Consider the following 11,777-nt stretch of genomic DNA (forward strand, 5'->3'; position numbering starts at 1 on the left):
ACGGGGAGGAGAAGGATCACCGAAGGCTCGTTGCCTTCACCCACCATTCCGGCCGTTGGCGGCGGATACCCTGTGCCGCCTCAGCGGCCGCCTCGCAATCGTCGTAGAGTCCGAACACCGTCGCGCCGGAACCCGACATGCGGGCCAAGCGGCAGCCGTCTGTCTCACGCATCAGGCCGAGCGCCACGCCGATCAGCGGTTGAACCTTGAGCGCGGGCGGCTCAAGATCGTTGCGGGTTTCCTTGAGCAGAGCGAGGAGTCCGCCCGGCGACGATTCCTCAAGAGCGGGATGTGCAGGGGCGGACAACCCCTGCCCCGGCTGCAGCCCTAGAGCCTTGAACACGGTGGGCGTTTCCACCGGCACCCGCGGGTTGACCAGCACGGCAAAGAGGCGCGGCAGGTTCAGCGCCGGTCCCAGATCCTCCCCGGCTCCCCGCATCATGCGGGCCCTCGGCTCCAGGCAGACCGGCACATCGGCTCCGGTGAGGCGGGCAGCCTCCCGCAATAAGGGATGCGACAGCGGCAAGCCGTTGAGGCGCGCCAGGAGCCGCAAGGCCGCCGCAGCATCCGAAGATCCTCCACCGATCCCGGCCGCCACTGGCAGCCGCTTCGTCAGGTGAAAGGTGCCGACCTTCAGGCCATCCACGCGCTCCGCCAGCAGGCAGGCTGCCTTCATGACGAGGTTGCTGGCATCGCTTCCGGCGAGCGGGGCTGTCGGGCCACTGACCTTCAGGGCCAGGGTTCGGGCAGGCTCGAGTCGCAGGTCGTCGCCCGTGCCGGCGAAAGCCACGAGGCTTTCCAGGTCGTGATAGCCATCATCCCGGCGCTTGAGCACGTGAAGCGTCAGGTTAATCTTGGCAGGGGCGCGGGTGGCGAGCGGTTGAGGCATGGAAGCCTCATGCCCGAGAGCGGCGCGAATGGGAAGAGAGGCCCATCATGCCAGCTGTCATTCCGGGCTCGGCTCTATGAGCCGCCCCGGAATGACAGTGGAGAGCGCAGAGTTCAAAAACGAGAATGGCCTGGACGAGCCCGGCCATGACGTTGTGGGTTATGATTTCAGAACGCGTTACCCGCCGTTCTGCTTCGGCGCCTCCGGCGGAGGCGCGGGCACGTTTTGCGCAGCAGCCGGTTGAGGCTCCTCTTCCATGCCGTTGTCGATCTTCTTGAGGATCTTCACCAGTTCCTCATGCTCCGGATCCGAGTTCTTGGCATGGTCCCACTGGAACTTCGCCTCGAGCTTGCGGCCGACCTTCCAATAGGCGTCGCCCAGGTGGTCGTTGATGGTGGAATCGCCCGGCTTCAGCTCGACGGCCTTCTCAAGCTCGCGCACGGCATCCTCATAGCGGCCCATGCGGTAATAGGCCCAGCCCAGCGAGTCGATGATCATGCCGTCGCGGGGTGCGAGTTCAACCGCCTTCGTGAGCATCTTGAAGGCTTCGTCGATATTCATGTTCTGGTCGACCCAGGAATAGGCGAGATAGTTCATCACCTGGGCCCGGGCGGCGTTCAGGGTCTCCGGGACGAGTTCCAGGGCCTTCTTCAGGTCGGCCTCGCCCTTGTCCCATTGCTTCGAACGCTCATAGGACGAGCCGCGGTAGAAGAACAGGATCCAGTGGCCGCGCTCGGGCTGGCCGATGAGGTCGATGGCCTTGGAATAAGTTTCTGCGGCTTCTGCGAATTTTTTACGCGAGCGCTGCACGTTGCCGAGCGCCATGACCACATCCACGTCCTCGGGATGCTCCTTCATGAGCTTGTCGAGATGCGCGATGGCATCATCGCCACGGCCCATCAGCTCGTAGTTGTGTCCGATGGAGATGTCGGCGGTCGTGCGGATCGGCGAATCCTTCGGGATCCGGGCGAAGATCGCGTTGGCGTTGTCGTATTGCTTCAGGCGCTCGTAGACGTCGCCGAGGGTGACGAGAGCCAGCGGGTGATCGGGCTTGAGATCGAGGCCAAGCCGCAGATAGATGATGGCCGTCAGCTCGTCGCCCTGGGAATTGCCCACGACACCGAGGCCGTAGAGCAGCTCCGCCGCACCGTCCTGCGCGCTGTTGACGAGCGGCATGAGGGGCTTGCCCTCTTCCAGAGTCTTCATGGCGGTGCGCACGATGGGGTGGCGCGGAGCCGCCTCGTCGAAGGCCTTATAGACCTTCAGGGCCTCGTCCTTGCGGCCGCGCTTGGCGAGGAAGCGGCCATAGGCATCGACCACCTGCAGGGTGTTGCGCTCACCCTCATAAGCCGCCTTGAAGCGCTTCTCCGCCTCGGCCGCGTTGCCGATGACATCGGCGATGAGAGCGGCGTGGTACTCGCGGAACTGGTCGAAGGCGCGCTCATTCTTGAGCTTGTCGACGGTGGCAAGCGCCTGCTTGCCGTCCTTGGAGCCGGCGAAGGTCCAGGCGGAGAGAAGCGTTGCCGTGAGGTCCGCCTGTCGGCCGCGCATGCTCTTGGAGAGCCGGGCGCGGGCGTCGGCAAATTTCTGGGTCTTGATGGCGCGAACGCTGAGCGCAAACTGCGCGAGGTTGTTCGACCCGTCCTGCCCCGAGAGGCGCTCCGCCGCCCGGATCGCATCCGGCATGGAGCCATTGGCCAGGAAGGCCACGAAGGCACGTTCCAGAAGCTCCTGGTTGCGGGGATCCTCCTGGATGGCCTGGCGGAAGAAGAGTGTCGCAGCCTCCGTGTCCCGCGCGGAACCCGCCACGTAGGCCGAGAGGAAGTTGCCCTCAAGGCTCTGGGCCGGCTCCAAAATCTCGTCTCCAGCGGCGTTCGCCACGGCAACGGGAGAGGCCAGCATGGTGGCGGCCATCAGGATCAGGGCAGGCAAGCCCTTGCGAAACTTCAGACTTTTCAAGGTGGGCACGAAGCGCGGCTCCAATCATCGCGACATCTCATCAGAGGGAGATGTGCGCCAAATCAGGCCGGAGAATGGCGTCTCCCTCAGAGCGCCGCAAGGGGACAATTGCCGCTGGGGCGTAAAAGCCTCGTGAGAGGGCAAGATAAGGCGAAGCCAAAGGTCGTCATCCCGGGGCTGCGGGGCAGAACCCAGGACCGCTGGACGAGAATGGCGCCTTTTCCTGATTGCGATCCCGGATCGGCTTTGCCGTCCGGGATGACTGCTTGAGGGTGGTCTGACCTCACATATTGACGTAGTTCGGCCCGCCGCCGCCCTCTGGCGTGACCCAGTTGATGTTCTGGTTCGGGTCCTTGATGTCGCAGGTTTTGCAGTGGACGCAGTTCTGAGCGTTGATCTGGTAGCGCACGCCCCCCTCGCCTTCGACCCACTCATAGACCCCGGCCGGGCAGTAGCGCTGCGAAGGCCCACCATAGACATCGTGCTCGGAGCCCTTCTGCAGGCCCATGTCCTTCACCTTGAGATGGACCGGCTGGTCCTCCTCGTGATTGGTATTGGACAGGAACACCGAGGACAGCTTGTCGAAGGTGAGCACCCCGTCGGGCCTGTCGTACTTGATCGGCTTCACCTGGCTGAGCGGCAGCAGGCACTCGTGGTCCGGCTTGCCGTGGCTCATGGTGCCGAAGGGTGACCAGCCGAAGATCTCGGTCAGCCACATATCCAGGCCGCCGAGGGCCACGCCGGCTGTCGTGCCGTATTTCGACCAGAGCGGCTTCACGTTGCGCACGCGCTTGAGATCGTAGCCGATGGGCGAGGAGCGCCAGGACTCCTCATAAGACGCGACCTCGTCATGCGCCCGGCCCGCCTGCAGGGCCGCGAACACGTGGTCGGCGCAGAGCATGCCCGACAGGATCGCGTTGTGGCTGCCCTTGATGCGCGGCACGTTCACGAAGCCGGCCGAGTCGCCCACGAGGCAGCCGCCCGGGAACGACAGCCGCGGCACCGATTGCCAGCCGCCCTCCATGATGGCGCGGGCGCCGTAGCCGATGCGTTTTCCACCCTCGAACACGTCGCGCACCATCGGGTGGGTCTTGAAGCGCTGGAACTCGTCAAACGGCGACAGGGTCGGGTTCCTGTAGTTGAGGTGCACCACGAAGCCGACGGACACGAGATTGTCGTCGAAGTGGTAGAGCCAGGAGCCACCGCCGGAATTGTTCGGCAGCGGCCAGCCCATGGAGTGGCGCACGAGGCCCGGCCGGAAATGCTCGGGCTTGACCTGCCACAGCTCCTTGATGCCGATGCCGTATTTCTGGTGGTCCTTGCCCGCATTCAGGCCGAAGCGCTCGACCATCTGCTTGGTGAGCGAGCCGCGGGCGCCCTCGCCGAAGATCGTGTACTTGGCGCGCAACTCCATGCCGCGGGTGAAGTTGGCATTGGGCTCGCCATTGCGGCTGATGCCCATGTCGCCGGTGGCCACGCCCACGACCTTGCCGTCCTCGATCAGCACTTCCGCTGCCGGGAAGCCGGGATAGATCTCGACGCCGAGTTCCTCCGCCTTGCGGCCGAGATAGCGGGCGACGTTGCCGAGCGAGCCGATGTAGTTGCCGTGGTTGTTCATGAGCTTGGGCATGAACACGTTGGGCAGCGTCACGCCGCCGGCATGGCCCAGATACATGAACTCGTCGGCCGTGACCTCCGTCTTGAGCGGCCGGTCGGGATCGGAGCGCCAGTCCGGCAGGAGACCGTCGAGGCCGATGGGGTCGATCACCGCACCGGACAGGATGTGCGCGCCGACCTCGGAGCCCTTCTCCACCACGACCACGGTGATGTCCGCACCCTGCTCCATCGCCTGTTGCTTGAGCCTGATGGCGGTGGCGAGACCCGCAGGACCGGCGCCCACGACGACGACATCGAACTCCATCGATTCACGGGCGGGCAGATCGGCCATAGGGTTTCCTCCTGGGCTGCGGCTTCAACGATTGCAGAGACATATGGTTCACATATGAACAATCTGCTCGAATTCTCAAGCCATTCTCATCAAGACATTGTCCTAGCTTCATTGGAACAAGGCTGAAAGTTCTCTTTCCGCATAAGGTTATGCGGAAACCCGATAATCGCGTCCGCCCTACGCAGATGGGACCAGATCGACCAAGCGGTTGTTCGGGAATGCCGGGAGGTCTACAAAAGAAGCATGCAGGACCATCCGGCCAACCAAGCGGCGTTCTACACGCTTTTCGAGACCGCCATCGGCCTCTGCGGGCTGGCATGGCACGAGCGTGGTGTGATCGGCTTCCAGCTTCCCGAAGACGATGTATCCAGAACCCGTGGCCGTATCGCCAAGCGCTTTCCTGGGATCGTCGAAACTCCACCCCCTCCTCACATCCAGGGTATCATCGCCGATGTGACGGCTCTGCTGCAGGGTAAAGCGCGCGATCTGTCCGCCGTGCCGCTGGACCTGGAAGGCGTGCCGGATTTCGACCGCCGCGTCTACGAAGTTGCCCGGAGCATCCCACCGGGACGCGTACTGACCTATGGTGAGGTTGCCGCCCGGCTCGGCATCAACAACGCCCGCGCCATCGGCCAATCCCTGGGGCGCAATCCCTTTGCCGTCATCGTGCCCTGCCACCGGGTCGTCGCGGCGGACGGCAAGCTGGGAGGCTTTTCGGCCAATGGCGGCGCCACGACCAAGCGCCGCCTGCTTGCCATCGAGGACGCCAGACGCGACGCGAGCCCGACCCTCTTCGACCTGATTTCGTAGGGACTTAAGATCCATTGGGTTCTTTACGGACCTGAGTTGTCCACAGCCCCTGGAATGCTTACATACGGTTCATGCAGGATCTCCCCTCCGACCGCGACGCTCTTCAGGCGCTGCTCGACTTCCATGTCGAGGCAGGGGTCGATCTTGCGCTCGACGAGACGCCGCATAACCGTTTCGCCGAGCCGAAGCCTGAGCCCGCTCAAGCCAAGGCTCCTGCGCCGAAGGCCAGCCCTGCCCCAGCCCCTCCCCGCGCCCTCCCGAAGGCCGCCGCCAGTGCGCCCGAGGAGGTTGCCGGCATGGCCCGCGAGCAGGCGCGCCACGCGCAGTCGCTGGAGGAGCTCGAGGCAATCCTGGCAGGCTTCGACGGCTGCGCCCTGAAGTTCTCGGCCAAGAACCTCGCATTCGCGGACGGCAACCCGGAAGGTCGGGTGATGCTGGTGGGCGAGGCTCCCGGGGCCGACGAGGACCGGATCGGCAAGCCTTTCATGGGCCGCTCTGGCCAGTTGCTCGACCGGATGCTCGCCACCATCGGGCTCGACCGCAGCCAGGTCTACGTCGCCAACATCGTGCCCTGGCGCCCACCGGGCAACCGCACGCCGACGCCCCAGGAAATCGCGATCTGCAAGCCGTTCATCGCGCGGCAGATCGAGCTGGCGTCACCTGAATTCCTGCTCTGCCTCGGCGGGCCTGCGGCCCAGAACCTCCTCGGCATCAAGGACGGCATCCTGCGCACCCGCGGCCGCTGGTTCACCTACAAGACCGAGGACGGGCGCGAGGTCAAAGCCCTGCCGACCCTGCACCCGGCCTATCTCCTGCGCCAGCCGCTGCAGAAGCGTCTTGGCTGGCGCGATTTCCAGGCTCTGCGGCGGGCCCTGGACGGGCGCGAATAAGCCTCCATTCGGAACCGGTTCATATGCTTACGCCTTAAGCTTCTGCAGTGACTCGCACTGCGGCTGGAAGGTGAACGATGCGCTGGCAAGACTTTCGAACCTCATCCAATGTGGAAGACCGTCGCGGCATGGGCATGGCAGGCGGCGGAGGGCTCGGAATAGGCGCGATGGTGATCCTCGGCCTAGTCGGCTGGGCGCTGGGCATCGATCCCCGCATCCTGATCGGGGGCGCCGAAATGATGACGGGCGGCTCCGGCTACCAGCAGCAACAGCAGGGCCGCCAGGGTGCGCCGCAGGACGAAGCCGGGCGCTTTGCCTCCGCCATCCTCGGCAACACGGAAGACGTGTGGAACACGGTCCTGCCCCAGCAGGCCAATCGCCAATATCAGGCTCCCAAGCTCGTGCTGTTCTCCGGCCAGACCCGCTCCGGCTGCGGCGGCGCGCAATCGGCCATGGGGCCGTTCTACTGCCCGCTCGATCAGACCGTTTACATCGATCTCTCCTTCTTCCAGGAGATGCAGCAGCGCTTCCGCGCCGGCGGCGACTTCGCCTATGCCTATGTGCTCGCCCACGAGGTCGGCCATCACGTGGAAAACCAGCTCGGCATCCTCCCCCGTGTGCAGGAGCGCCAGCAGCAGGTCAGTCGGTCAGAAGGCAACCAGCTCTCCGTGCGCGTCGAGCTGATGGCCGATTGCCTCGCCGGCGTCTGGGCGCACCATTCCGACCAGCGCTGGAAGTCGCTCGAGCAGGGCGATATCCAGGAGGCCATCCGCGCGGCAGAGGCCATCGGCGATGACCGGCTGCAGAAGCAGTCCCAAGGCCGCGTGGTGCCTGACAGCTTCACCCACGGTTCCTCCGAACAGCGCATGCGCTGGCTGACAACCGGCTTGAAGAGCGGGACGATTCAGTCCTGCGACACCTTCCGGGCAAGCCAACTTTAAGCTCGATCGAAAAGCGTCATCCCGGGCGGCGCAAGCCGATCCAGGAATGTCTTGCGAACATCTTCCTCGTCATAGCCGGGCTCGTTCCGGCCATCTCGATCATGTGAGGCTCAGCGTTCCAACCGATCGGGATCACCGGCACAAGGCTGGTGATGACGAAAGAGGTGTCAGGACAAACGCCTCTACGCTACAAACACGTCGATCACACGAGAATCCTCCATGCCCGGCATCGACGATACCCTCCCCTTCGTCCCGCTCAGCATCGCCGTGCTGACCGTCTCCGATACCCGGTCGCTGGAGGAGGACAAATCCGGCGCCACGCTGGCGGAGCGGCTCATGAAAGCAGGGCACAAGCTCGCCGATCGGGCTATCGTGATGGACGACGTGGAGGCGATCCGCGGCAAGGTGCAGGGCTGGACCGCCGATCCTACGGTTGATGTGGTGATCACTACCGGCGGCACAGGCTTCACCGGCCGCGACGTGACACCGGAGGCCATCGAGCCCCTGTTCGACAAACGAATGGAAGGCTTTTCCGCCGTCTTCCACCGCATCTCCTATGACAAGATCGGCACCTCGACGATCCAGTCGCGGGCCACCGCCGGCGTGATCGGCACCACCTTCGTGTTCGTGCTGCCGGGCTCGCCCGGCGCCTGCAAGGATGCCTGGGACGGAATTCTGTCAACGCAGCTCGACTACCGCTACCGGCCATGCAACTTCGTCGAGATCATGCCGCGCCTCGACGAGCACCTGAAGCGGGGCAAGGTGCAGGCCTGAACAAGGAGGCCTCCTGCCTCACGTCAGCGAGACGGTCTCCATAATTGCAGAGTCGAGGACAAGGTCATCGCATGCTCCCATGAGCCAGAGCTGATCGACCGTAAACTGCAGGATCGTGCGATCCCACCAGCGATCAATGAGGGACGCAAGCGCCGCCGTCTCGTCGGCGTCAAGATCGTCCGTGAGATTATAGAGCCCGATAACATAAAGATCGGTCTCGCGGCAGCCCAGAGCGCGCTGAATGTGCCGAAAGACGTTCTCGCCATTTCGGCTTTCAGGATAGGCGCGAAGATAGAGCCTTCCGCGGTTCACGTTGCCAGAGAACAATCCGCGCAGCTCGACATGGATCGGTCCGATACCTGCCAGTTGCTGCCGCTGCATTCGATCAATCACCGGTGGCTCTCCGCTTGCAAGCGAACCGCAGATCGTTGCGTGCAGCTTGTCCTTGCGCCGGTCCAGTAGATCCCAGGCGATCTTGTGAGCGAAGGGCGACGCTTTCAGCGCCTCGTTCAACGCGCCATAGGCCGGTGAGCGATGCAGCAGGTCCCCGGAGATCGGCAGCACGAGCGAGAACACCCGATCATGCCGGCCCATCACATAGGAGGAGCCTTCCCGTGTCCTGATCACACGCGGATGATCCGGTGCCAGAAGCGGCAGATGCGCGAGCCGGTAGGTCTCATCGAGGATGAGCCCTTCGCCAGAAGTGAAGCGCGTTCGGCTGCGCTCGTAGCCAAGTTCGGAATCCTGACAAAAGACGGATGCAGGCGAAGAATCGTTCATTGAGAGCTCAGTCGAAGACCGGATCGCGCTCGATGGTGGCGGAGAGGCGCACGGGCATGCGGGCCCTCACTTCGTTCAGCAGCACCCGGCGGTGAACCAGATCGCCGGCGCGCACCTTCACATCCGCGAACAGATTGGTGAGAGCACGCGCCACGCCGGCCCGCCGACGCCGCATCCTTGCAAGCCCTTGTTCGGGTTTGGACAACGAGACGAAGCGGTCGAGCACCCGGATCCAGCCCTCCTGCGGAATATCGCCATCATCGAGGCACAGCAGCCAGTCGCGCCGCGCCGCCTGCGCCCCCGTAATCCAGGAGCCGGGCGCAGCCACCACTAGCGTCGCACCGGCGGCATCTGCCACCTTCATCAACATGTCGTCCTGCCGGTCCGCCAGGATGACAGCATCGCCGACCAGACCTTCGGCTACGGCCGGGACAAGGGCACTGAGGGTGGCGGCCAGAGCCTCGGGCCCGTGGTTCACGCGGACAAGAACGGTAATCATCTGAACACTATAGCCCTCTCCAACGGCCCGTCGCCAGGGCTTTTCCGCAAAACTCATCTTGATTTTGTTCCTGCTTTGTTCTTAAGCTTTCGGCTTCCGACAACAGATTCGCCCGAGGCTGCCATGACCGCTCGCGCCAAGGATCAAGCCCATGATCCTGCCCGTTCCAGGCCTGTGAAGCGCACGCCCCTGGAGGCGGCAGAGGCGGCCCGGCGGCGCATGGACGATCCGACCTATCGGGTCGAGGTGGATCGGCGTCGCGGGCGCGGCGCCTCGGCCAACCCGTCAGGGCGCTACGAGCCGGCGCAACGCGAGGCCTTCGATGATGGCTGGGAGGTCGAGGAGGAGCTTCCGACCCTCCCCACCGAGGTGATCGTCGAGAAGGCGCGCACCATCATCACCCGCAACGACTCGCCCGACATCCTGTTCGAGAAGTCGATCAATCCCTATCGTGGCTGCGAGCACGGCTGCTCCTATTGTTTTGCTAGGCCCACCCACGCCTACCAGGGACTGTCCTCGGGCCTCGACTTTGAGACCAAGATTTTCGCAAAGCCTAACGCGGCGGAGCTTCTGGAGAAGGAGTTGCGGGGTTCGAAGTACCAGCCGACCCCCATCGCGCTCGGCTCCAACACCGATCCCTATCAGCCGGTCGAGCGGCGCTTCCGCATCACGCGTTCGATCCTTGAGGTGCTGAGCCGAATGAACCATCCGGTCGCCATCGTCACCAAGTCGGCTCTCGTCACCCGCGACATCGACATCCTAGGTCACATGGCCGAGCGGCAGCTCGCCAAGGTGGCGATTTCGGTCACCACTCTCGACCCGAAGCTCGCCCGCCGCATGGAGCCCCGCGCAGCCACGCCCGCCAAGCGGCTCGAGACGATCCGCCGGCTCACTGAAGCCGGCATTCCCGTGACGGTGCTGGTCGCCCCGATCATTCCGGCCATCAACGATCACGAGATCGAAGCCATCCTGAAGGCCTGCACGGAAGCCGGGGCGCAGGAGGCCGGTTACGTGCTCCTGCGCCTGCCGCACGACCTGAAGGATCTGATGCGCGACTGGCTCGTCGATCATTACCCGGACAAGCTCAACCACGTCTTCACGCTGCTGCAGGAGGCCCGCGGCGGCAAGGATTACGATGCCAACTGGAGCACCCGCCAATCGGGCGTCAGCCCCTATGCCTGGATGCTCGGCCGCCGCTTCGAGACCACGTGCGAGCGGCTCGGGCTCAACAAGCGCAACCTGCGCCTGCGCACGGACCTCTTCAAGGTGCCGCCGAAGGAGGCGGGGCAGTTGAGCCTGTTTTGATTGCTCGTTTTGAGCGTCACCCCGGACGAAGCGTAGCGCAGATCCGGGATCGTTGGACGAGTATGGTGCGGCCCCCTTCCCCACAAGGGGGAGGGAAACACGTGCATTGCCTCGCACCCGATCCCGGATCGGCTGCGCCGTACGGGATGACTAAAGTGGTCGAGGGCACCAAACCTGAACCCGCAACACCCACGTCCCGAACGTGGTGCGCTACCACCATGCAGAGCCTGCGACTCTCGTGAACGCTCGCCCAGGATGACAAAGCGGCCGGCTTCCCGCTTTGATCCCCCACATGACCACCGTGATTCGCCCCTCCAAATCCTCCGGCCTCGGCCTTGCCCGCGAGCTTTCCGCCCGCGCGGAAGGCTATACCTGCATTGCCGGTCTCGATGAGGTCGGGCGCGGGCCGCTGGCTGGGCCGGTGGTCTCGGCGGCCGTGGTGCTCGATCTCGACAACGTGCCGCAAGGCCTTGCCGATTCGAAGGCGCTCACGGCAGCCAAGCGCGAGGCGCTGTTTGTCGAGATCCTGGCGACGTCACAGGTGGGCATCGCGTCCGTGTCGCATCAGGAGATCGACACCATCAACATCCGGCAGGCCTCGCTGCTGGCCATGTGCCGGGCGTTGGCCGCACTTCCCTGCGCGCCGGACATGGCCTTCGTGGACGGCAACGACCCCCCGGCTCTGCCCTGCTCAACGGAAGCGGTCATCAAGGGTGATTCGAGCATCGCGTCCATCGCCGCCGCCTCGATTGTCGCGAAAGTGGTGCGCGATCGCATGATGGCGCGGCTTGGGAATGCTTATCCCGCCTATGGTTTTGCCAGCAACGCGGGCTACAGCACCAGGGCGCATCTCACGGCGGTTGCGAGCGAGGGCCCCTGCCCGTTTCATCGCATGAGTTTCTCGCCTCTGCGCCAAGGGTTACTGGACCTGTAACCGAGATTAACGCTGATTAACTAAAAAGCTCAATATTTTCAAAGCGTA

At 64.2% G+C, this 11,777-nt stretch carries 11 protein-coding genes; 6 read left to right on the plus strand and 5 right to left on the minus strand.

All coding sequences use genetic code 11. The features are described 5' to 3' along the window. Nucleotides 1-16: 16 nt before the first annotated feature. From JKL45_RS10640 to JKL45_RS10650, 3 genes are all read right to left on the minus strand, one after another. On the minus strand, nucleotides 17-889 hold the full coding sequence (locus JKL45_RS10640) for a 4-(cytidine 5'-diphospho)-2-C-methyl-D-erythritol kinase (protein WP_201861108.1): 873 nt from the start codon (nucleotides 887-889) through the stop codon (nucleotides 17-19). Between the two features lie 177 nt (nucleotides 890-1,066). Next, complete coding sequence (locus JKL45_RS10645; protein ID WP_312896945.1) at nucleotides 1,067-2,857, minus strand: tetratricopeptide repeat protein; 1,791 nt, start codon at nucleotides 2,855-2,857, stop codon at nucleotides 1,067-1,069. Nucleotides 2,858-3,131: 274 nt separating this feature from the next. Continuing rightward, a complete protein-coding gene (locus JKL45_RS10650) occupies nucleotides 3,132-4,796 on the minus strand; it encodes an electron transfer flavoprotein-ubiquinone oxidoreductase (protein WP_201861109.1) in 1,665 nt (554 codons plus the stop codon). 243 nt (nucleotides 4,797-5,039) lie between these two features. Here JKL45_RS10650 and JKL45_RS10655 point away from each other — a divergent pair, with 243 nt between their 5' ends. The 4 genes from JKL45_RS10655 (at nucleotide 5,040) to moaB (ending at nucleotide 8,211) form a co-directional block, all read left to right on the plus strand. Beyond that, nucleotides 5,040-5,606 (plus strand): methylated-DNA--[protein]-cysteine S-methyltransferase, encoded by a 567-nt coding sequence (locus JKL45_RS10655; protein ID WP_201861110.1) that lies wholly within the window; start codon nucleotides 5,040-5,042, stop codon nucleotides 5,604-5,606. Between the two features lie 71 nt (nucleotides 5,607-5,677). Next, a complete protein-coding gene (locus JKL45_RS10660; protein ID WP_201861111.1) occupies nucleotides 5,678-6,496 on the plus strand; it encodes a uracil-DNA glycosylase in 819 nt (272 codons plus the stop codon). Nucleotides 6,497-6,573: 77 nt separating this feature from the next. After that, nucleotides 6,574-7,437, plus strand: a complete 864-nt coding sequence (ypfJ, locus tag JKL45_RS10665; RefSeq protein ID WP_201861112.1) for a KPN_02809 family neutral zinc metallopeptidase — start codon at nucleotides 6,574-6,576, stop codon at nucleotides 7,435-7,437. A 219-nt stretch (nucleotides 7,438-7,656) separates the two neighbouring features. Then, the gene (moaB, locus tag JKL45_RS10670) at nucleotides 7,657-8,211 is read left to right on the plus strand and encodes a molybdenum cofactor biosynthesis protein B (RefSeq protein WP_201861113.1); all 555 of its coding nucleotides are present in this window, start codon (nucleotides 7,657-7,659) and stop codon (nucleotides 8,209-8,211) included. 18 nt (nucleotides 8,212-8,229) lie between these two features. Here the strand turns inward: moaB and JKL45_RS10675 are convergent, their stop codons facing one another. Both JKL45_RS10675 and JKL45_RS10680 read right to left on the minus strand, forming a co-directional pair. Beyond that, nucleotides 8,230-8,991 (minus strand): hypothetical protein, encoded by a 762-nt coding sequence (locus JKL45_RS10675; RefSeq protein WP_201861114.1) that lies wholly within the window; start codon nucleotides 8,989-8,991, stop codon nucleotides 8,230-8,232. Between the two features lie 7 nt (nucleotides 8,992-8,998). Beyond that, entirely contained in the window at nucleotides 8,999-9,547 is a 549-nt protein-coding gene (locus JKL45_RS10680) for a hypothetical protein (RefSeq protein ID WP_246498462.1), read from the minus strand. A gap of 66 nt (nucleotides 9,548-9,613) precedes the next feature. Between JKL45_RS10680 and JKL45_RS10685 the strand changes: the two genes are divergently transcribed. Further along, the gene (locus tag JKL45_RS10685; RefSeq protein ID WP_201861115.1) at nucleotides 9,614-10,795 is read left to right on the plus strand and encodes a PA0069 family radical SAM protein; all 1,182 of its coding nucleotides are present in this window, start codon (nucleotides 9,614-9,616) and stop codon (nucleotides 10,793-10,795) included. A gap of 292 nt (nucleotides 10,796-11,087) precedes the next feature. Beyond that, nucleotides 11,088-11,729: a ribonuclease HII gene (gene rnhB / locus JKL45_RS10690; protein ID WP_201861116.1), complete on the plus strand. Its 642-nt coding sequence runs from the start codon at nucleotides 11,088-11,090 to the stop codon at nucleotides 11,727-11,729. The last annotated feature ends 48 nt before the right edge of the window (nucleotides 11,730-11,777 follow it).

The organism is Microvirga soli (assembly GCF_016734765.1).
Classification (GTDB): domain Bacteria; phylum Pseudomonadota; class Alphaproteobacteria; order Rhizobiales; family Beijerinckiaceae; genus Microvirga; species Microvirga soli.

Bases quoted from the DNA above. Each gene is read 5' to 3' on its own strand.
- JKL45_RS10640 (WP_201861108.1), bottom strand. From the start codon at position 889: ATGCCTCAACCGCTCGCCACCCGCGCCCCTGCCAAGATTAACCTGACG.
- JKL45_RS10650 (WP_201861109.1), bottom strand. From the start codon at position 4,796: ATGGCCGATCTGCCCGCCCGTGAATCGATGGAGTTCGATGTCGTCGTC.
- JKL45_RS10655 (WP_201861110.1), top strand. From the start codon at position 5,040: ATGCAGGACCATCCGGCCAACCAAGCGGCGTTCTACACGCTTTTCGAG.
- JKL45_RS10660 (WP_201861111.1), top strand. From the start codon at position 5,678: ATGCAGGATCTCCCCTCCGACCGCGACGCTCTTCAGGCGCTGCTCGAC.
- ypfJ (WP_201861112.1), top strand. From the start codon at position 6,574: ATGCGCTGGCAAGACTTTCGAACCTCATCCAATGTGGAAGACCGTCGC.
- moaB (WP_201861113.1), top strand. From the start codon at position 7,657: ATGCCCGGCATCGACGATACCCTCCCCTTCGTCCCGCTCAGCATCGCC.
- JKL45_RS10675 (WP_201861114.1), bottom strand. From the start codon at position 8,991: ATGAACGATTCTTCGCCTGCATCCGTCTTTTGTCAGGATTCCGAACTT.
- JKL45_RS10680 (WP_246498462.1), bottom strand. From the start codon at position 9,547: ATGAGTTTTGCGGAAAAGCCCTGGCGACGGGCCGTTGGAGAGGGCTAT.
- JKL45_RS10685 (WP_201861115.1), top strand. From the start codon at position 9,614: ATGACCGCTCGCGCCAAGGATCAAGCCCATGATCCTGCCCGTTCCAGG.
- rnhB (WP_201861116.1), top strand. From the start codon at position 11,088: ATGACCACCGTGATTCGCCCCTCCAAATCCTCCGGCCTCGGCCTTGCC.